We start from the raw sequence: 19,962 nt of genomic DNA, 5'->3' as shown, positions 1-19,962 counted from the left end.
CCGACGCTGTTTCCTATAGGGAAACGGCGTTTCCAATGGTGCCTCCATTAAGCGGTGGCAGGGGACGGAAGGCAAGAGGTGTGGAACGCGATTCGGTAACGCTGGGGCGGGCCGTCACGCGGGGTAGGCGCCCGCGGCCATTCCGCGGCCGCCCGCGCGGAACGCGGCGGGGGCGTGGACGGCGCACGTCTGCACGTACTCCAGCAGCCCCTCGACGCCGTACTCGCGGCCGTGGCCGCTGCGCTTCACCCCGCCGAACGGGGCGTGCAGCGCCATTCCGGTGCGGTTGTGGGTGTTGACGAAGGTGAAGCCCGCCTCGAAGCGGCGGGCGAACGCGAACGCGCGCTCCTCGTCGGCCGACCAGACCGAGGCGCCGAGGCCGAGATCGCCCGCGTTGGCACGGGCCACCGCCTCGTCCTCGGTGTCATAGGCCAGCAGCGGCACGACGGGGCCGAACTGCTCCTCGGCCACCACCGGGGCGTCGTCGGCCACGTCCATGACCAGTACCGGCCGGACGAAGTGGCCCCGTTCCAGCTCGACACGTACCGCGCCCAGTTCGGTGACGGTGCCGCCCCGTTCCGCCGAGCCGGCGATCAGCGCCCGGACCCGGTCCGCGGCCGGCGCCGAGACGACCGGGCCGACCGTCGTCCCCTCGGCGAGCGGGTCGCCGAGCACCAGCACCCGTTCCGCCGCAGCCAGGTACGCCTCGCGGATCTCGGCCAGCCGCGCGCGTGGCGCGTACAGCCGCTTGGCCGCCATGCAGACCTGCCCGGCGGTGGCGAAGGAGGCCATCACCAGCCGGTCCATCGCCGCGTCGGACAGGTCCGCGTCGTCCAGCAGCACGACCGGGTCGTTGCCGCCCAGCTCGAGCACCGCCGGTGTGAGCGCCCTGGCGGCGGCCGCCCCGATGGCGCGGCCGGCCTCGGCACCGCCGGTGAAGGCGACCCGGTGGACCGCCGAATGTCCCACCAGCGCGCGGCCCGCCTCGGCGCCACCGTGTACGACGTGCACCAGCCCTGCCGGGAACGCGGCCAGCACCTTCGTGATCGTCAGCGGTGCCAGCGGAGACGGCTTGACCACGGCGGTGTTGCCCGCCGCGAGCGCCGGGCCGACCTTGAGCAGGGCGAGGACGATCGGCGCGTTCCACGGCGTGATGGCCGCGACAACCCCGTACGGGCGGCGCCGCAGTACCAGCCGTCCGGCCGCGTCGTCGGTCTCGCGGTCGGCGTACGCGGCGGGCGCGTGCGCGGCGGCCCAGCGCAGGTACGCGACGGAGAACCGCAGTTCGCCCGCACAGTCGGCCAGCGGCTTGCCGGTCTCGCGGGCCAGCAGGACCGCCGTGCCCGGCATGGCCTCGATCGCGTCGGCGGCCCGGCGCAGGACCATGGCCCGCTCCTCGGCGGGCACGTCGCGCCAGGAGCGCTGCCGCTCGGTGGCGGCGCGGACGGCCCGGTCCACCTCGGCCGCGTCCGCCACGGGGACGCGGCCCACGATCTCCGCCGACCGGGCCGGGTTCTCCCGGACGATCTCGGCCGGCATCAGGCCACGTCGCGCAGTGAGGCGATCATGGAGCTGCGCAGCAGGTACCGCCGCGCCTCCACCGGGTCGCCGGCCAGCTTCCGCAGCTCGCCGTGGTACTCGGCCGGATCGCCGGAACGGAGCCGCTCCCAGTTGGCGTGCGTCGCGCGCTGCACGAAGGTCCGCGCCGTTTCGCGGCGCGCCTCCGCCACGGCGTCGAGCGCTTCGTCGGGGCCGCCCTCGATGACGGCGGCGAGCGCGTCCGCCATCAGCACGGCGTCGTGAATGCCGCTGTTCATGCCCATTCCGCCGAGCGGGTTGTTGACGTGCGCAGCGTCCCCGGCCAGCAGCACCCGGCCGTGCCGGAACGTTCCGGCGATCCGCTGGTGCACCCGGTAGAGGGTGGCGTGCGCGACGTCCCACGAGGTGTCGGCGACGCCGCGGAGCCGGTCCGGAAGCCGCTTGAGCTCGTCGCCGTCGCCGGTGCCCTCCGGCGTCGGGAACAGCACCCGCCAGTGGTCGGGCGTGCGCAGCATCACCAGCCACTCGTCCGGGTCGAAGACGTAGTTCACAGCGGCGATGCCGGGCAGCAGCTCCGCGACGTCGGTACGGGTCGAGGCGACCAGGAACCGTTCCGGGTACGTCATGCCCTCGAACGGCACTCCCAGGGCGTGTCGTACCGCCGAGCCCGCGCCGTCCGCGCCGATCAGCCAGCCGCCGCGGAACCGTTCGCCGTCCGCCGTGCTGATCTCCACCCCGCCCGCGTGCGGCAGCACCGACCGGACGTCGGCGCCGAAGCGCACCTCGCCGCCCGCCGCGAGCAGCCGGTCCCGCAGGATCGGGGTGAGCTTGCTCTGCTCGCACTGCACGCGGAACGGGTACGGGGTGTCGCCCGCCAGCACCGACAGGTCCAGCTCGGCGATGATCCCGCCGCGCCGCTCCCGGTACTGGAAGGTCCGCGAGACCAGGCCGCGCTCCAGCAGCGCGTCGAGCACGCCGAGATCGGCCAGCATCTCCAGGGACGGCGGATGGAACGTGGAGGCGCGCGACTCCGCCGCCAGGTCCGGGCCCGCCTCCAGGACCGTGACCGGTACGCCGCGCCGGGCCAGGGCCAGCGCGGCGGTCAGCCCGACCGGCCCCGCCCCGGCGACCAGCACCCGCGTCACGGCGTTTCCCTGGAGTGCGGCGTTTCCCTGGAGTGCAGCCTGTCCCTGGAGTGCAGTGCGAAGCCGTCCTCGACGCCGACGACGCGCGGGTTGGTGAAGAAGTGAAGCGTCTCGGCGGTGCCCTCCTCGCCCAGCCCGGACGCCCCCCACGCGGGGCGCGGCGCGAACAGGTGCAGGCTCAGCACGCTGGAGCCGTTGACCTTGACCTCGCCGGCGCGGATCCGGCGGGCGACGGCCAGCGCCGCGTCCTCGTCGGTACCGGTCACGTACGCCTCCAGCCCGTACGCCGTGCCGTTGGCCAGCGCGACGGCCTCGGTGAGCGTGCGGTACGGGTGGACGGTCGCGACCGGCCCGAAGATCTCCTCCATGGCGGCCGCCGGGTCCACCCCCGTGACCAGCGCGGGCGCCAGGTAGTTGCCCTGGTCGGGGACCTTGGTGGTGGCCAGGATCCGGCCGCCGAGCGCGTCGCGGCGATCGGCGACGTGAGCGCGGTGCCGGGAGTGGACCAGCGGTCCGAGGTCGGTCTCCGGATCCAGGGGCGGGCCCGCGCGCAGGGCCGCGAGCCGCTCGCCGATCGCCTCCAGCAGTGCGTCCTGGGCCTCCGCCGGCACGATCAGGCGGCCGAGGGCCCGGCACCACTGGCCGTTCAGGGTGGTGAGCAGGTCCACGGCGGCGCGTGCGGCGCGCCCGATGCCGGCGTCCGGCATGACGACCAGCGGGTTGTTGCCGCCCAGTTCCAGCTGGACGGGCTTGATCCCGGCGGCGCAGGCGGCGGCCACCGACCCGCCGCCGGCGGCCCCGCCGGTGAACGACACGGCCCGGATCCGGGGATCGCCGGTCAGCCGCGCGCCGGTGCTCCCGTCGCCGTGGACGAACTGGAAGACACCGTCGGGGACGCCGCGTTCCGCGAGCGCGCCCGCGACGGCCTCGGCGAACCGCTGGCTCCCGTACGGGGCGTACTCGCTGGGCTTGAGGATCGCCGGGCACCCGGCCGCCAGCGCGTTGGCGACCTTGTGCGCGGCCATCGGCGCCGGGGCGTTCCACGGGACCAGGCACAGGGCGGGACCCCACGGCAGCCGCCGCACCTCGACCGCCCGGCCGTCCTCGCGGGTGAACGCCGCGTCCAGGCCGCCGCCGCGCAACTGCTCGGCGGCCAGCCGGAACGCACCGGTCACGATCACGCCGAGGGGGGCCGCCTGCCGGATCGGGACGCCGGTGGCCGCGGCCTCCAGGGCGGTGATCTCGGCGACCACGGGCTCCAGGGCGGCGGCGACCCCGTCCAGCAGGTCCGCCCGTTCGGAGGCCGGGACGTCGGCCCAGTCACCGGCGGCGCTGTCGGCGGCGGCGAGCGCCCGTTCCAGGCGCTCCTCCCCGGTGACAGGGGACGGGCCCAGCTCCGCACCGGTGGCCGGGTCCTCCAGGACCGGGCCGGCGCCGGGCGGGGCGTCCGCCCATTCCCCGTCGACCAGGTCGCGATGCGGCGGGATCACTTGGGCACGCTCGCGAACAGCTCGGTCTCCCGGTCCTGGGTCACGACCTGCGCGGCCTCGAGCCGGCCGCGCTCGGCCGGGAACGTCATCACCAGTCCCATCGCCAGGTCGCGCATGGCGCGCCCGATGATGCCGTCCATCATCGCGGCGGAGGTACCGCAGGCCTTGAACGCGCCCACGGCGACCTGGAAGCACGACTCGGCGATGTCGCCCTTGGCGATCCGCCACTGCCGGTAGACCTCCGGCTTGGGCCGCAGCGGCGGCTCGGAGGTCTCCAGCTCCAGCTGGCGGCGGATCCAGAGGTAGGCCGTCTCGAGCCGCTCGGTCATGTCCCCGATGATGACCTGGTGCATCGGGGAGGACGCGATCGGGCGCCCGGAGTCGGCGAACTTCTTGCGGGTGAGCCGGTCGATGGCGAAGTCGTACACCGTCTGCGCCGTCCCGAGGTAGCAGGCCGAGATGGCCAGCTGGTTCCCGACGAAGCTGCCCCGGCTCATCCGCAGCATCCGCACGAACGAGCCGGGGACGGTGAGCGCCTCCTCGGCCGGGATGAACACGTCGGTGAGCGTCACCCCGTGGTTGTTGGAGGCGCGCATGCCCAGCCCGTTCCACGGGGTACGGGACGCGACGCCGGGCGCGTCGCGCGGCACCAGGAACAGGGCCAGCCCGTCGGCGTCGGACGTACCGTCCAGGCGGGCGGTCACCAGGTAGGTGTCGGCGACCCCGGTGGCGCAGCCGAACGACTTCACCCCGTTCAGGACCCAGCCGCCCTCGGCCGGGACGGCGGTCGTGGCGATGGCGATGTTCGCGCTGGAGCTCTTGACCTCCTCGCTGGCGAAGTTGGCCATCCAGGTCCCGGCGGCCATCCGGCTCAGCACCTTCTCGGCGAACGCCCGGACCGGCTTGACCTCCTCGTCGCCGGTGAACAGCCCGGCCTCGACCGCCTCCAGCGGGAGCAGGCCGCGCGAGGCGCTGGTGTTGTGGAAGAAGTACGACAGGGCGGTCGACGGGCAGGCGGTGCCCATCGCGTAGGTGGCGGCGGCCAGGTCGCGCAGCCCGCCGCCGAGCCCGCCGTACTCGGCGGGCACCACGAGGCCGAGCAGCCCGGCCTCGCGCAGCAGCGCCACGTGCCCGATCGGGAACTCGGCGGCGGCGTCCGCGGCGGCGGCGGCCTCGCGCAGCGCGGGCAGGACCGACTCCACGCGTGCGGCCCGTTCGCGCTCGGCGCCGGTCATGTTCTCGACGAGCCGTTCGCCGGTCAGCGTCATCGGCTGGGTCATCGGCTGGATCCCCCTTCGGGTGGTCAGGATGCGAGGTGGTCGAGGCGGTAGGTGCGGCCGGGCAGCACCGAGCCCCAGATCGCCTCGAGGTCCGTGGCGGCCGCGACCAGCGCGGCCCGGTCGATCGGTGCGGCGACGCCGAGCCGGGCGGCCAGGAACAGCACGTCCTCCGCGCACAGCCCGCCGTCGATGCCGCCGAGCGTCGCGTCGAAGTGCCGCACGCCGCTCTTCATGGCGGTCAGCGCGTTCGCCGGTCCCAGCCCGTACGCCTCGCGCAGCCGCACGCGCAGGGGCACCGGGCGGGTCCGGGGCACCGCCTCCTGGAGCAGGTTGCGGACCTGCAGCGGTGAGGCGGCCTCCGGGCCTTCGTCCAGGGCGACCTCGGCGCAGCCGGCCGCGACCAGCCGGTCGGCGGCGGCGAGGACCTCGGCCTCCCTGGCGGGCGCGAACGCGTCGGGGACGCGTCCGACCACGGCGAGACCGCGCTCGCGCGCCGCGCCGATCAGGCGGGGAGCGCCCGGGGCGTCGGTGACCTCGACCATGACCGGGGCCCCGGGCGGCAGCGCCGGCAGCCGTGCGGGCTCCTCGACCAGCGTCGACCAGGACGGGCGGCCGAGGGCCGCGGGACCCGGCTCACGGGCGCGGCCGGCCGGACCGGGCAAGGGGAGGGCGGTCGCCGGGACCCGGACACGAACTCCGGCCGCGCGGACGGAGTCCAGCAGCCGGGCCGCTCCGGCCGGGGTGACCCGGGTCCGGGCGGAGCCGGAGCCGCGCAGCCGGCGGTCCAGCGCGGCCGCCAGGCCGGTGTCGGCGAGCGTCACCTCGTCCGGCAGCGGGTCGGCGAGCTGGCCCCAGGCGCGGGAGTGGAAGAGCAGCGGGGCGGTGCGGCGGCAGACCTCGGCCGCCAGCACCTCGCCCACGAAGATGGTGTGGTCGCCGCCGGGGTAGGCGTGCGCGACCCGGCAGTCCAGCCAGGCCAGCGCCCCGCCGAGCACGGGGGCGCCGGTCGGCGCGGGTGTCCACGGCTGGCCGGCGAACCGGTCGCCCGGGTCGCGGCCGGCGAACCGGTGGCCGACGGCGGCCTGGTCCTTGCCGAGGAAGCTGACGGCGAACACGCCGCTGCGCTCGATCAGCTCGTGCGTGTGGATGTCCCTGGCGAGGCAGACCAGCACCAGCGGCGGGTCGAGGCTGACGCTGCTGAACGAGCTGGCCGTCATGCCGTGCCGGCGGTCGCCCGCCGTGGTGGTGACGACCGCGACGCCGGTCGGCCACTGGCCCAGCACCGCCCGGAACGTCTGCGCGTCGACCGTCACGGCATCGGGCCCTTCGTTTCGCTAAAGGAAACATCGTCACGCTCACGGTAACGATCGTCGGGATCGGGTGTCAACGCCGGAATCGGGCATGGTGTTTCCCTAAGGGAAACGCGATGCCCTAGACTGCGGCTGTTCCGTGGTCCGTCGGAAGGAACCGCCGTGTCGCGCAGTGCGACCTCCCAGAACACCCCCGCGCCCGCCGCCGAGGAAGGGGAGGGCCAGAGCCGGTCGATCGCCGCCGTCGAGCGCGCGATGGACGTGCTGCTGCTGTTCGGCCGCAGCAGCCGCCCCGACCTGGGGGTGACCGAGATCGCCACCGAGCTGGACCTGACCAAGGCCGCCGTGCACCGCATCCTCACCGCGCTGCGCAGCCGCGACCTGATCACCGTCGACCCGGTGTCGCGCAGGTACGCGCTCGGGCACGCCGCGATCGGGCTCGGCCGCGCCTACCTGGCCCGGATGGACCTGCGCGCGATGGCCGCCCCCGAGCTGCGCCGCCTCTCCCAGGAGGTGGGGGAGACCACCACCCTGTCGATCCGCCGGGGCGACACCCGGCTGTACGTCGACCAGGTCGTCCCGCCGCACGAGCTGCGCGTCGACGTCAGCCTCGGCATCCCGTACCCGCTGCACGCGGGCAGCTCGTCCAAGGCGATCCTGGCCTTCCTGGACCCGGTGGAGGTCGACGGGCTGCTGGGCCGGCACGGGCTGAAGGCCCTCACCGGCAGGACGATCGTCGACGAGTCCCGGCTGCGCAAGGAGCTGGCGGCGATCCGCAAGCGCGGGTACGCCTCGTCCCAGGGCGAGCGGCAGGAGGGCACCGCGTCGATCGCCGCGCCGATCTTCGACCATGACGGCCGGGTGATCGCGGCGGTGAGCGTGGCCGGCCCGCTGACCCGGTTCAAGGCCCGGATGGCCGAGTGCGCGCCGCCACTGCTGGAGGCCGCGAGCCGCATCTCCGGCCGGCTCGGCCACGACGGCTGAGGACCGGCCACCGCTCAGAGGTCGGCGCCGGGCTTGAAGACGCCGAGGGCGGCCGCGGCCAGGACGGCCGTCCAGATGCCGAACACGTACGGCAGGCAGCCGTCCACCGAGCGCTTGAGGGCGCGCTCGATCCGCGGTGTGGACCCGTCGTTCATCAGCGCGCCGAAGGCGGGCCCGAAAGGGCGCAGCATGACGCGGATGCCCAGCCCGCAGGCGATGGCCGCGGCGTACAGGGCCAGCTTGGCGCCGAGCCAGCGCGGATCGGTGCCGACACCGAACGGCCGGTCGGCCAGCAGCGTGTAGCCCGCGACGGCGGCCAGCGCCGTGACCAGGACGATCCGTACCGTCCAGTCGGCGCGGCGCACCCACGGGAACCTTCCGTGCGTGCGGTGGTCGGCGACGGTGGCCGCCAGCCAGGCCAGCGCGAAGACCCAGACCAGCGTGACCTGCCACCAGCCGAAGGCGGGCATGCCGAACAGTTCGGCGCCGTGCGGGTCGAGCGCCATCAGCGTCACCCCGCTCGGCAGGAACAGCACCAGGCAGACCTTCGGGCCGAGGTCGAGCCCGCTCATGACGCCGAGCGCGGTGGCGCGGGCGGCCGGGGTCAGATCGGGCCTGAGCACGTACCGGCTGGAGTAGAAGACCCCGAGGTCGCCGCCCAGCCAGAAGACGAAGAGCACCAGGTGCAGCAGGATCCACCAGCCGTGCGCGTGAGCCCCCACGACCATCCCCCTCGCTATGGAAACGATGTTTCGGTGTGGGGAACGTTAACACGGGCTGTTCAGGTACCGGCGGTGCGCGACCGCTTGCCCGCCAGCTCCGCGAAGACCACCAGCCGGTAGGCGGCCGAGAACTTCGGATGGCAGGTGGTGAGCGTCAGCATCGCCTTGCGCGGCTTGCGGCCCGGCTTCATCGGTACCGGCGCGGCGACATCGGTACGGCTCGGCCGCACGATGGTCCGGCCGGTCACCTTGTAGACGTAGGTCGTGGTCGCGGTGTCGACGAGGATCTCGTCCCCGCGTGCCAGCTCGCCGTTGCGCTCGAACGGCCCGCCGTAGGTGGTGCGGTGCCCGGCGATGGCCAGGTTGCCGACCTCGCCCGGCCCGGCCGTTCCGGGGTAGTGGCCCGGTCCCTTGCGCAGGTCCGCGACGTCCACGCCCTCCACGACCGCGTACCGGTACGACGAACCGAACCTCGGCACGCGCAGCAGGGCGAACGCGGCGCCGTCGGCCACGGCCGGGGACGCGGCGGCGCCACTGCCGCCGCTGCGGGACCCCGTGCCGGCCAGCTTCCGGACGCGCTCGGAGCTCCACCGCCGTTCGAGGTCGTCGTGCAGGTCGCCCTGCCGCCGGTGGGTGTACTCGCCCGTCCCCCAGGACAGGTAGCCGACGAACATGGCGAGGACGAGGCCGGCGGTCAACGACATCTCGGCCAGGCTTCGCAGGACCGTGCGCATGGCCCGAACCGTAGCCCGGCGAAAGGGAAACGGCGATCCCCACAATGAAACGATTCTGTCTCCGGCACGGGCCATCCCTTGACATCGCGCGTCCGCTGCGGCTTCGCTATGTCCACGTTGCGAAACTTTGTTTCCCTGTGCGAAACGGAGTGCGGCGGAGAGGAGTGGCGACACACGATGAGACGCTCACGAACGGTTCTGCGCGGCGCCGCCGCGGCCATCACCGCGGCCGGCGCGGTCGCGATCCCCGTCGCGGCGGCGGGTACCGCGCACGCCGGTACGGGACAGGTCCCCTACCAGTGCCAGATCTTCAGCACCATGTTCGACTACAACGCCACCGTGACGGTGACGGCCCCGGCCTCGGCGAGGGTCGGGGACGAGGTGAGCGTCGAGGCCGACTTCTCCAACCTTCCCGGGGTGGCGCCGCTGCCCGTCAAGAAATGGACCACCTCCGGGTCACTGACCGTCTCCGGGGCGCAGTCGGGCACCGTCCCGATCAAGGCGCCCGAACGGGTCGAGGAGATCCCGGCCTTCGGTGAGCTGCCGATCGGCAAGGTCTCCGGCAAGGTCACGCTGACCGCGCCCGGTGACGTCACCCTGGCGCCCGCCGGGCTGTCGATCCTCGCCGACGCCGGCGCCCAGGCGACCATCACCTGCACGCCCAAGGCGGCCCCCGGGGCGCTCGCCACCATCACGGTCGAGGAGGGCGGGCAGGAGGGGCCGGACGCCTCGGTCGACCCGCCGACCGTCGCCCAGGGCGGCGCGTTCAGCGTCACCGGCACCGGCTGGCAGCCGGGCGCGGCGGAACTGTCGCTGTGCGACTCCAACGGCGCCGCCTGCAAGCCGGAGGACCTCACCGGCGTGACGGCCTCGGCCGACGCCGCGGGCAAGCTGACCGCGTCCGGGACCATCGCCGAGTCCGCCGCCGCCGGCGCCCGCACCCTGATCATCGCCCAGGGCGCGGCCACCAAGAGGCTCGCGCTGACCGTCACGGAGAAGGTGACGCCGCCTGAGGGTGAGTGCGGCGACAAGCCCGCCTCGGAATGCGCCGAACAGAAGATCAACCTGACCGTCAACGGCGGCCCGCTCACCATGTCCCGGCAGCCGGGCGAGGTCGACCTGACCCCGGTCACGCTGAACGGCACGGAGCAGAACGCCACCGGCTCGCTCAAGGAGGTCGAGGTCGTCGACGCGCGGGGCGGCACCACCGGATGGTCGCTCACCGGCACGCTGACCGACTTCGGCTCGGCCGCCGGCACGAAGATCCCGGCCGGGAACCTGTCCTGGACCCCGAGCTGCACCGCCGGCCCCGGATCCGGCACCGTCACGCCCGGCAGCGCGGGCGCGCTCGGCACCACCACGGCCGCGACCCTCTGCGGCGCGCCGGACGGTGCCGGCCAGATCACCGGCGGCACCTTCACCGCCGGTGCCGGCCTCGACCTCACGATTCCGCCGACCACCGGCGCCGGCCGCTACACCGCCATTCTCACCCTCACCCTGTCCTGACCGTCGCCCGGTCCCGACCGTCAGCTTGTCCCGACCGTCCCGCATCCGCTCGACGCCATCGCGAGGTGATCGATGAGCCCCCGATCCCGGATCGCCGCCGCCGCGGCGGCGGCAGCCCTGGCCACCGCGCCCGGCGCCGCCCTCGCGGCGGCGCCGGGCGGGGCCGCGGCGCCGCCCGCGCCCGCCCCCGCGAACGGGAACGGGTCCTGGTCGGTGGGCCCGGTCAACCGCAGCGCGGCCCTGGCCGCGCGGCCGAACTTCGCGCTGGAGGCACCGCCCGGCGAGACCGTCCGGGACGCCGTGCGGATCACGAACCTGACCGCGGCCCCCATCACCTTCCGCCTGTACGGGGCCGACGCCTACAACACGCCCAGGGACGCGGGATTCGCGCTGCGCACGGCCGAGGAGAAGGCCCGGGACGTCGGTGCCTGGATCTCCCTGAAGAGCACGGACCTGAAGGTCCCCGCGCGTACCGCCAAGGAGGTCCCGTTCACCGTGAAGGTCCCCGCGCACGCCACCCCGGGCGAGCACATCGGCGGCATCGTCGCGCTGAACACCGCCGTCGAGAGCGTCCAGGAGAGCGGCGGCGCCCGCGTCGGGATCCGGCGGGCCGTCGGCGCCCGCGTCTACCTGCGGGTCAGCGGCCCGCTGACCCCCGGCCTGCGCCCCGACGGGCTCACCGTCGCCCGGACCGAGCCGCTGGTCCCGTTCCTGAACGAGGGGCGGGGGACGATCCGCTACACCGTCGTCAACACCGGCAACCAGCGGATCGCGCCGACCGCGCGGGTCTGGGCCACCGGCCTGTTCGGCCGCGAGATCGAGCAGTGGCCCGACCGGCGGCTGCCGGAGATCCTGCCCGGCCAGCGCACCGAGATCACGCTGCCGTGGAACGGCACCCCGCCGATCGAGGCGGTGACCGTCCGGGTGGAACTGACCGACGGCAACGGGATCCGGGCCCGCACGCAGTTCGGCTTCACCACGGTGCCCTGGGCGGCACTGATCGTCCTGGCCGGGTCGGTCTTCCTGATGTGGTCGGTGCTGCCCCGGCTGATCCGCCGCTGGCGGGAACGGGCCGGCCTCGGCGGCCCCGATGAGACGGGGGTGTTCCTGTGAGGATCCACGCGCTCACGGCGCTGCTCGCCGCCGGGCTGGCGGTCCCGGCGCTCGCCGTTCCGGCGCAGGCCGTGCCGGCGCAGACCGTGCCGACGCAGACGGTGCCGGCGCAGGCCGGGCCCGGGACGGTCCAGGCGGCCGCCCCCGGCGTGAGCATCCAGCCCACCCGGGCTGCGGCGGGAACATCGGCACGGGTACGCGGCAGCGCGTGGACGCCCGGGACGACCGTGCAGGTCCAGATCTGCGGCGCCGGCGCGGTGCACGGCTCGGCCGACTGCGACACCGAGCGCGGCGTCACCGCGATGGTCGCCCCGGCCGGGACGTTCGAGGCCGGCCTCACCGTCGGGGCACCGCCCGCCGCCTGCCCCTGCGTCGTACGGGTCGCGACCATGCCGGGCGGCACCGGCGCCCCGGCAACGGCCACCGCGCCGTTCACCGTCGAGGGGCACCGCGTCGAGCGCATCGTCCGCGACGCCGTACCGGTCCGCGCCGACGTGGTCGGTATGGAGATCGTCGGCGGCGGGGAGCGCGGCGAGCTGTTCGGCGGTACGCCGCGCCGCACGCTGGTGCTCCAGGTCCGCAACTCCGGCCCGGAACCCATCGTGGACGCGCCGCTGGTCGTCGGCTGGGGCGCGGAGGACACGCCCGACAGCCCGCTGGACGCGCCCGCGACCGGTACCCTCCGGCCCGGCCAGACCGTCACGTACCGGATCCCGGTGCAGCTGCCGCCCGCCTCGTTCGGCCGCTTCGTGGTCGGCGGCCGGTACGCGGGCTCGGTCCCGTTCGAGAGCTCCTTCAGCACCTATCCGTGGGGGCTGCTCGGCGTGAACCTGCTGGCGGTGCTGCTCCTGCTGCTCGGGATCCGGCTGGCGCTGGGCCGCCGGGCGAGGGCCCGCCGCCGTCGCCGCCTCGCGGCGGTCCCCGCGACCATCCATCAGGCGGCTCCGGACGGCGCGCCCGTGGTGGAGGTCGCCGACCTGATCGGTTACCTGGACTCGGCGACGCGCTCTCCGTCGGGCGCGTACGTGGTCGACCGGGACGCGCTGATCGGCTACCTGGAGGGACGGCGCGGGGGCGGCGTGGAGGCCGTCGACCTGGAGGCGCTGGACCGGTTCCTCGCCCTGGCCGGGGAGGGTGGCCGATGACCACCAAGCCAATGACAACACCGGCCCTGCCGCCGCGCCGCGCCACCGTCGCCGCGGCGGGCCGACTCGCCGTGCCCGCCGCAGGAACGCTCGCAGGCGGCACCGTGCTGCTGCTCGCCGACGCCCTCGGCGGCGTCGTGAAGGTCCCCGGTGACGTGGTGATCTACATGTCGCTCACCGGGCTGCTGCTCGCGTGCGCCGGGATACCGCTCGTGCTGTGGCCGGCGCGGCGCCTGCCCGCGCACGGCACCACCGCCGTCGCCGGCGCGCTCGCCTGCCTCGCGATCGCGCTTGCGGGCCTGGTGCCCGCCGTCCCGGTCTTCGCGACCGGCGTGATGCTGGCCGGCCTCCTCGCCGCCCCGCTGCTCATGGTGCCCCGGGCGCAGGCCGTCCGGGCACCCGGTGCGCCCGCCTGGTGCCAGGCCAGCGCGCTCGCCGGGGCGGCCGGCGCCGCCTGGCTCGCGACGGCCTACTCCGCCGCGCCCAGTACGGCCCTGCTCTTCGCGGGGGTGCTCGCCGCACTTCTGGCGCTCGCCTCGATCGTGGTCCCGTACGCCGTCCCGGCACTGCCCGCCCGGCCGGTGGCCCGGCTTCGGGACGTCGTCGCCGTCAAAGACGTGCGCGCCGCCCTGCCCGCCTACCTGGCGGCAGGCTGGATCGTCGGCGCGTCGCTCATGGGCGGGCTGCACCTGCTGCTCTTCCGGTGGAACCTGATCGGCGATGAGCCGGTCAGGCACCTGGCATGGGCACTGCCGCCCGCCGTGCTCCTGGTCGTGATCGGGCGCCGGGCGGCGGAGGCGTCGCGGACCCTGCCGTGGCTGCTGCTGGCCGGCGCGGCGGCGCCGGTGCTGATGGCGACCGCCACCGGGCCGGTGCTCCTCGCCGCCGGATTCGCGGTCGCCACCTCCGCCGCCTGCCTGGCCGTCGCCGCGCTCGACACCGCCGTGCTGCGCCCGCTGCCGTACGAACGGCACCTGCCCGCCGCCGGGCTCACCGCCGTCGCGGCCGTGGTCGGCGGCCTCGCGGGGTACGGCTGCGCCACCGCCCTGCGGGGGACGCTCGCCGAGGGATCCGCGCTGACGCTGACGGCCGTCCCCCCGATCCTCGCCGCCCTCCTGGCCCTGCGCGTGCGCGGTCCGGAGGTGCGGCGGGCGCCGTCCTTTCTGGAGGTCCGCGCCCTCACGGTCCCGAAGGGACCGGTCCGGCTCCGCCGGATCCACGTGAGGGCGGAGGCGGGGGAGACCATCGCGCTCACCGGTCCCGGCGCGAGCGCGCTGCTGGCCGCACTCGCGGGCCGCGTCCCGTTCCGGGGAAAGGTGCTGCTCGACGGCGCCGACCTGGGGTCACGGGACGCCCGGCGCCGGATGAGGCCGGGACTGTGCCACCTCGCCGGCCCCGATCCGGGCGTTCCGGACGCGCTGCCGATCACCGAGGGACTCGCCGGCCACGCCCGCGCGATGGGGGCCGCCCGGCCGGAGGACGCCGCCCGTTCCGTGCTGGAGGTGTTCCCGGCACTGCGCGGGCGCGGCGGCGAGGCCGCCGGGACGCTCAACGCGCCCGAGCGGTGCCTGGTCTCGCTCGCCGAGGCCCTGCTCGCCCGGCCCCGGCTGCTGCTGGTGGACGGCATCGCGGACGGCCCCTGCGCCGCTGCCGCGCACGCCGTCCTGCGGCGCCTGGCCGCCACCGGCACCACCGTCGTCCTCGTCGGACCGGCGGGGCCAGGGACCCGGGCACTCGCGGATCGCGCCTGCACCGTCGGCCATGACCGCGTCACCGAACTCCCCGATCCCGTACCCGCCGAGGTCCGCCGGCCGTCGCCGGTGGCCTCCAGCACCGGAGGTTCCGCCCTGTGATCGCGTTCGCGCTCGCCGCGCTGGTGGCGGCCCCGCTCACCGGCGCGGCCCTGCCCGCACAGGCCGTCCCCGCACCTGCCGTTCCCGTGTACGGCTCCTCCACGCACGGCGTCTCCACACACGGGGCCTCCACACACGGGGCCTCCACACACTGGGCCGCGGCGCCGGCGCTCCAGGTCAGCCGTGGCACCGACCTCTCCGAGGGGGAGGCGATCACCGTCACCGGAAGCGGTTTCCGGCCCGGGCTGAAGTCGGTGGCCGTGGGGCTGTGCCGGGAGGGCTACACCAACGGCCTCAAGGACTGCGATCTCGGCGGCGGCGCGACCTTCGTCAACATCGACGCCAAGGGCGCGTTCCCCACCGTGAAGCTCAAGGCCCGCACGAAGTTCAACGGCATCGACTGCATGGCGCGCCAGTGCGTCATCGGTGCCGCGCCCCTGCCCACCACCAACCCGCCCGCCGTCGTCAACGCCAACACCGCCGTCGTCCGTGTCGGCTTCAAGGGGTCGTCGTTCAAGGGCGGCGCCACCCAGGCACCCGCGGCGGCGCCCGCGCCGTCCGCGGGCCCGGGTACGGGCGGCCCGTCGATCGTGCTCTGGGCGGCCACCGCGGCCCTGCTGATCCTCGCCGGAGCCGCCGTCGCCGCCGTCCAACGCCGCAGCCGATGACCAGAAGGAGCGATTCATGACCACCATCAGAAAGCGTGCCGGTACCATCGCCGCGCTCAGCGGAGCCTGCGTGCTGGCGCTCGCCCAGCCCGCGCTGGCCGCACCGAAGATCGACGCGAGCAAGACCACCGGCCTCAAGGCCGGGGACAGCATCACCGTCACGGTGACCGGCCTGACCCCCGGCGAGACGTTCGTGACGCTCGGCCTGTGCGAGCCCAAGCCCCAGCTGCCGAGCGACTGCGCCGCGCAGGCCACCGGCGCCGCCGTCCGGGGCACCTCGGACAGCAGCGGCAACTTCCTGACCCAGGCCGGCGCCAAGGAGGCCAAGCTGAAGATGGTCGCCAAGGCCGGGGGCGCCACGTGCGCGTCCAAGGCGGGCGCCTGCGTCATCGCCGTCACCGCGCTCGGCGCCAACATGGAGGCCAACACCGCCGAGATCCCGCTCACCTTCACCGGCGGCGGTGGGGGAGGCGGCGGTGGTGGTGGGGAAACCGGCGGCGGTGGCGAGACCGGTGGTGGCGGTGGCGACGGAGGCTCCCTGCCCAACACCGGCAGCCCCGACGGCCTGCCCACCTACGCCCTGATCGCCTCCGCGCTGGTCATGGTCAGTGGCGCGGCGCTCCTCATCATCCCGCGCCGCCGCAGGAGTGGTTCGTGAGGCGCCGCTGGACCGCCGGGGCCGCCCTCGCCACGGCCGTGCTCGCGGTCGCCGCGTTCCAGGCCCCGGCCGAGGCGGCGCCCGGACCCATCCAGTACGCGACCACGGTGAACGGCGACCCGGCCGACGTGTACGCGCCGGCCCCCGGCGACATCAAGGCCGACCTGCCGGTGGCCCTGCTGCTCCAGGGCGCCAACGTGGACAAGTCCGCGTACGCGGCGTACGCCCGGGCGGTGGCCGGGTACGGCTTCACCGTCGTGGTGCCCAACCACCACCGGGTCATCTTCGGGCAGCCGGGCCTGTACGCCGAGGAGGCCCAGGCGTCCTGGACCGTGGCCTGGGCACGTACCGAGGACGCCCGGAGCGGCTCGCCGCTGAACGGCAGGATCGACACCGGCTCGCTCGTGCTGCTCGGCCACTCGTTCGGCGGCGCGGCCGGGCTGACGCTGACCACGGGCGCCTGCGTCCCGCCGTTCTGCGGTACGCCCGCGACCATGCCGGCCGAGCTGAAGGGCGCCGCGTTCTTCGGCACCAACAACAGCCCGCCCGGCGGCTCGGGCAACCCGCCCGTCGCCAACACCGTCCCGGTCGCCCTGGTCCAGGGGACGGCGGACGGTGTGGCGCCGCCGGCGGCGGCCGAGGGCACCTACGGAGCCATCCAGTCGCCGCCCAAGATGCTCGTGTCCGTCACGGGCGCCAACCACTACGGCGTCACCGGCACGCAGAACCCGCCGGGCGCCCTCCCCGACCCGTCCCCGCAGACGGTGTCCCAGGAGACCAGCGTCAAGGCCTCCGCGCGCTGGAGCGCCATGTTCCTCCGGACGGTCCTGGGCGACACCTGGTCGGGAGTCTGGCTCTGGAACATCGGGGACGCGGTGGACGACGCCGTCACGGTGCGGTACGTCCGCTGACCGCCGGCGCTCCCGCGGCCCGCGGGAGCGCCGGTTCAGCGGGCTTCGGCTGCGATGGAAGAGCCCGGCCGCTTGGCGGGACGGCACCCGGCCTCAGTACGCGAAGGCGAACCCCGCCGCGCGCAGCCGCTCCGACGTCACCGGTACGGCCGGGGTACGGATCTCGCCCCGGTAGGCCAGCTCCGGCAGCCCCTCGGCCGCGCAGATCTCTTCGAACGCCGCCGCGTTCGTCGGCGGCACCGTCCCGTCCGGTACGGCGTTGTAGACGCCGGTGAGCTCCCGCCCCACCACGAACCCGAGCGCCGCCGCCGCGTCCCGGTAGTCGATCCGGTACAGCAGCGACTCCGCCGAGAACGGCACGCTCCCGCCCAGCACCTCGTGCGCGAACCGGATCCGGGCCGGGTAGTCGATGTCCCGGGGATGCCCGTACACGTCGGGGATCCGTACCACCGCCCCCCGCGCCGAGGACAGCACCGCCTCCTCCGCCGCGACGAAGTTGCGCGGCGACGCGTCCCCGTCATCGGTCGTGGGGGTGGCCTCGTCGATCAGCGGCCCGCTGCCCGCTCCGTACACCGACGTCGAGCTGGTGAACACCACGCGCGGATGCGCCGCCACGGCCGTCCGCGCGCTCGCCGCCAGCGTGTCGGCGTACTCGGCGATCCGCCCCGCCGCGTCGAAGGAGCGCGACAGGCGCGGGCTCACGGTCAGCACCACCGCGTCCGCGCCCCGTACCGCCTCCGCCACGGCCGCCTCGTCGGAACCGCGCAGCACCGCGACGTCCGAGCAGACCTCCCGCAGCTCCCCGACCCGCTCGGGCGACGTCGTCGTCCCGGTGACGGCATGCCCTGCCGCCCCCCACCGCCGCGCGAGTTCCATCCCGACATTGCCGCACCCGATGATCACGTACCGCACGCGCACCTCCATGGAAACATCGTTTCCATTATCGCACCCGCCGGGCCGGCCCGGCGGACGATCGCCTCGTACCCGTGCCGCTGTCATCGTCCGGCGCGGCAGGCGTACGTTCCCGATCCAGTACGGACCTGAGTGCGGCGGCACCCTCGGGGAGGCCCGGCTGGCCGCTTCCTGCCAGTGGAACGTCGCAATTCCTCCTCGTTCTGGACAAGCGCCTTCCTTCGACGCACCGTAGGCGCATCCCGACCTTTCCAGCATCCAGTGGCAAGGTCATCGCTCGGGGGCCGTCCGAAGGGAGCTCGCATTTCCGTGGTCATCGTCAAGCGCATTCTGGCCGCGACCGCGGCCGCTCTGGCAATGGTCGTCGGCGTCGCCGGTCCCGCAAGCGCGGCACCCGACCCGAAAGACTTCCAGTACATGGGCAATGGGATCTGGTGCCCTCTGCCCTGGCTCAGTGATCCGGCCTACGGCCCGCTCAGCTGGTGCAGCGACGTGGGCGGCGACAGAGGCGGTACAGGCTGGTACGGGCCCTACAGTTCGGGTGTTCCGGCCTGGGCGAACAAGACCCCCATCAACCTCGGCGACAAGTGGGCGTGTGTCTACACCAAGACCACTGAAGCCGGCGGCGGCGTGAAAGGCGTCGCCAAGACCGTCGGGCACTTCGACGCCGGCGCGTACGGAGACATCGATCCCGGCGTCCTCTACAGCAATTTCGGGCTCCAGCCGATCGGCCGTCCCGGCCACGCCACGGGCTCCGCCGGCAATAGGACGTGGCACGCGACCGGCGACTGGCGCCACACCGGCGACTACCGTCCTGACCGGCCCTGGACCGAAAGCTGCTCCAGAACCTCCTGACAGCGTCCTATCGACCCGATGATCTCGTCCCGTCCAGACGAGAGGGCGTAGGCCCGGGGACGCTCCCGAGCCGAGGGCCGAGCCACGGCATCGGCCCTCGGCTCGGGAACCCGTTACTCCTCCTCGCCGTATCGGCCGTAGCGCTCCGAACTCCACCAGTGGCTGTACGTCGGCGCCTGTGGCCAGCCTTCCGGGACGTCCTGCCACTCCTCCTGCCTGCCGTAAGGGAGCAGGTCGAGCAGCGGGAACGTGTGGCTCAGCTGCTCGGTGCCACGGCCGTCGGTGTGCCAGGTGCGGTAGGCGGTGTCGCCGTCCCGCAGGAAGACGTTGACCGCGAATCCGCCTCCTTGGGGCGCGCCCATGTCGCCGCCGAAAGGGCTGCCGGCGGTCGAGTACCAGTCCATCGCGTTGCCGGTCCGCCGCTTGTACGCCAAGGCCTCGTCGATCGGCCCTTGGGTGATGATGACGAAACGGGCGTCGTACTCCTCCAGGAATTCCAGCTTCCAGAATTGGGACGTGAACCCGGTGCACCCCGGGCACTGCCACTTCTGGCCGGGATTCCACATGTGGTGGTAGACGATCAGCTGGCTCTTCCCGTCGAAGATATCGACCAGCCGGACGGGCCCGTCCGGTCCCTCCAGGGTGTAATCGGGCAGCCGCACCATGGGCAGCCGCCGTCGCTGGGCGGCGATGGCATCGAGCTCCCTCGTGGCGGCCTTCTCGCGGGTGCGCAGCTCGTCGAGCCGACGGCGCCAGCCGTCCTCGTCGACAACGGGAGGCAGGGACTTGGCGGTCATCTCGGTATCTCTCCTCACCTACGTAGCGATCGGGTGCCGGTCTGGCGGCGCCTCAATCCATGTAGACGAGACGAGCGCGCGAAACTCATCGGTGGTGGTCAGACGCGGGCGCCCGACCCCCGCGCCGCGTCCTTCGCCGGACCACGCGTCCGGCAGCGCGGCGGCCGCTGCGCTCCCACCGTGCCCTGCAAGCTCGACGGATCCTGCACCGTCGGCCACGGCTTCAGCGCCGGCGTCGCCGACATTCCGGCCAGGCGAGATTCGGGCGTCTGGGTCCGTGTCAGGAACGTCACGGTCCTGGTCTCAGCGGCCACCGTCGACCAGGACAGGGCGAAGCCCT

18 protein-coding genes are annotated in these 19,962 nt (G+C 74.3%); 9 read left to right on the top strand and 9 right to left on the bottom strand.

What is annotated here, in order from left to right; translation table 11 throughout:
• Positions 1 to 114 precede the first annotated feature (114 nt).
• From ACH34Q_RS07320 to ACH34Q_RS07300, 5 genes are read right to left on the bottom strand one after another with little or no spacing between them, the layout of a single operon-like run.
• The gene (locus tag ACH34Q_RS07320; RefSeq protein ID WP_395981994.1) at positions 115 to 1,539 is read right to left on the bottom strand and encodes an aldehyde dehydrogenase family protein; all 1,425 of its coding nucleotides are present in this window, start codon (positions 1,537 to 1,539) and stop codon (positions 115 to 117) included.
• Entirely contained in the window at positions 1,539 to 2,684 is a 1,146-nt protein-coding gene (locus tag ACH34Q_RS07315) for an FAD-dependent oxidoreductase (RefSeq protein WP_395981993.1), read from the bottom strand. Before ACH34Q_RS07315 ends, ACH34Q_RS07320 begins: the two co-directional genes overlap by 1 nt.
• Positions 2,681 to 4,174: an aldehyde dehydrogenase family protein gene (locus tag ACH34Q_RS07310; RefSeq protein ID WP_395981992.1), complete on the bottom strand. Its 1,494-nt coding sequence runs from the start codon at positions 4,172 to 4,174 to the stop codon at positions 2,681 to 2,683. The genes ACH34Q_RS07315 and ACH34Q_RS07310 overlap by 4 nt, the downstream gene beginning before the upstream one ends.
• A complete protein-coding gene (locus tag ACH34Q_RS07305) occupies positions 4,171 to 5,454 on the bottom strand; it encodes an acyl-CoA dehydrogenase family protein (protein WP_395981991.1) in 1,284 nt (427 codons plus the stop codon). Before ACH34Q_RS07305 ends, ACH34Q_RS07310 begins: the two co-directional genes overlap by 4 nt.
• 23 nt (positions 5,455 to 5,477) lie before the next feature.
• Positions 5,478 to 6,767 carry a flavin reductase gene (locus tag ACH34Q_RS07300; RefSeq protein ID WP_395981990.1) on the bottom strand — a complete coding sequence of 430 codons (1,290 nt, stop codon included), beginning with the start codon at positions 6,765 to 6,767 and terminating at the stop codon, positions 5,478 to 5,480.
• A gap of 159 nt (positions 6,768 to 6,926) precedes the next feature.
• Between ACH34Q_RS07300 and ACH34Q_RS07295 the strand changes: the two genes are divergently transcribed.
• Positions 6,927 to 7,748: an IclR family transcriptional regulator gene (locus ACH34Q_RS07295; protein ID WP_395981989.1), complete on the top strand. Its 822-nt coding sequence runs from the start codon at positions 6,927 to 6,929 to the stop codon at positions 7,746 to 7,748.
• A gap of 14 nt (positions 7,749 to 7,762) precedes the next feature.
• Here the strand turns inward: ACH34Q_RS07295 and ACH34Q_RS07290 are convergent, their stop codons facing one another.
• Together ACH34Q_RS07290 and ACH34Q_RS07285 are read right to left on the bottom strand one after the other, a co-directional pair.
• Positions 7,763 to 8,476, bottom strand: coding sequence for a hypothetical protein (locus ACH34Q_RS07290; protein ID WP_395981988.1), 714 nt, complete (start codon positions 8,474 to 8,476; stop codon positions 7,763 to 7,765).
• Positions 8,477 to 8,529: 53 nt separating this feature from the next.
• Complete coding sequence (locus ACH34Q_RS07285) at positions 8,530 to 9,204, bottom strand: class E sortase (protein WP_395981987.1); 675 nt, start codon at positions 9,202 to 9,204, stop codon at positions 8,530 to 8,532.
• A 177-nt stretch (positions 9,205 to 9,381) separates the two neighbouring features.
• On the opposite strand from ACH34Q_RS07285, the gene ACH34Q_RS07280 reads away from it, so the two are divergent.
• The 7 genes from ACH34Q_RS07280 (at position 9,382) to ACH34Q_RS07250 (ending at position 17,058) form a co-directional block, all read left to right on the top strand.
• Positions 9,382 to 10,710, top strand: a complete 1,329-nt coding sequence (locus tag ACH34Q_RS07280; protein ID WP_395981986.1) for a hypothetical protein — start codon at positions 9,382 to 9,384, stop codon at positions 10,708 to 10,710.
• A 72-nt stretch (positions 10,711 to 10,782) separates the two neighbouring features.
• The gene (locus tag ACH34Q_RS07275) at positions 10,783 to 11,823 is read left to right on the top strand and encodes a WxL protein peptidoglycan domain-containing protein (protein ID WP_395981985.1); all 1,041 of its coding nucleotides are present in this window, start codon (positions 10,783 to 10,785) and stop codon (positions 11,821 to 11,823) included.
• Positions 11,820 to 12,968 (top strand): hypothetical protein, encoded by a 1,149-nt coding sequence (locus ACH34Q_RS07270; protein WP_395981984.1) that lies wholly within the window; start codon positions 11,820 to 11,822, stop codon positions 12,966 to 12,968. Before ACH34Q_RS07275 ends, ACH34Q_RS07270 begins: the two co-directional genes overlap by 4 nt.
• Positions 12,965 to 14,821: a hypothetical protein gene (locus tag ACH34Q_RS07265; RefSeq protein ID WP_395981983.1), complete on the top strand. Its 1,857-nt coding sequence runs from the start codon at positions 12,965 to 12,967 to the stop codon at positions 14,819 to 14,821. Before ACH34Q_RS07270 ends, ACH34Q_RS07265 begins: the two co-directional genes overlap by 4 nt.
• Entirely contained in the window at positions 14,818 to 15,489 is a 672-nt protein-coding gene (locus ACH34Q_RS07260) for a neocarzinostatin apoprotein domain-containing protein (RefSeq protein WP_395981982.1), read from the top strand. Before ACH34Q_RS07265 ends, ACH34Q_RS07260 begins: the two co-directional genes overlap by 4 nt.
• Positions 15,490 to 15,505: 16 nt before the next feature.
• Entirely contained in the window at positions 15,506 to 16,147 is a 642-nt protein-coding gene (locus ACH34Q_RS07255; RefSeq protein ID WP_395981981.1) for a neocarzinostatin apoprotein domain-containing protein, read from the top strand.
• Complete coding sequence (locus ACH34Q_RS07250; protein WP_395981980.1) at positions 16,144 to 17,058, top strand: hypothetical protein; 915 nt, start codon at positions 16,144 to 16,146, stop codon at positions 17,056 to 17,058. Before ACH34Q_RS07255 ends, ACH34Q_RS07250 begins: the two co-directional genes overlap by 4 nt.
• Before the next feature lie 93 nt (positions 17,059 to 17,151).
• Here ACH34Q_RS07250 and ACH34Q_RS07245 read toward each other — a convergent pair whose 3' ends face one another.
• Positions 17,152 to 17,982, bottom strand: coding sequence for an NAD(P)-binding domain-containing protein (locus ACH34Q_RS07245; RefSeq protein WP_395981979.1), 831 nt, complete (start codon positions 17,980 to 17,982; stop codon positions 17,152 to 17,154).
• A 297-nt stretch (positions 17,983 to 18,279) separates the two neighbouring features.
• Between ACH34Q_RS07245 and ACH34Q_RS07240 the strand changes: the two genes are divergently transcribed.
• Positions 18,280 to 18,825: a hypothetical protein gene (locus ACH34Q_RS07240; protein ID WP_395981978.1), complete on the top strand. Its 546-nt coding sequence runs from the start codon at positions 18,280 to 18,282 to the stop codon at positions 18,823 to 18,825.
• 113 nt (positions 18,826 to 18,938) lie between these two features.
• On the opposite strand, the gene ACH34Q_RS07235 is transcribed toward ACH34Q_RS07240, so the two are convergent.
• Positions 18,939 to 19,622: a DUF899 domain-containing protein gene (locus tag ACH34Q_RS07235; protein ID WP_395981977.1), complete on the bottom strand. Its 684-nt coding sequence runs from the start codon at positions 19,620 to 19,622 to the stop codon at positions 18,939 to 18,941.
• Positions 19,623 to 19,962: the final 340 nt, after the last annotated feature.

The sequence above is a fragment of the Actinomadura sp. 9N407 genome (assembly GCF_044326315.1).
Classification (GTDB): Bacteria; Actinomycetota; Actinomycetes; order Streptosporangiales; family Streptosporangiaceae; genus Spirillospora.
The sequence above is the reverse complement of the archived record's forward strand: the minus strand, read 5'-3'. Positions and strand labels throughout refer to the sequence as shown.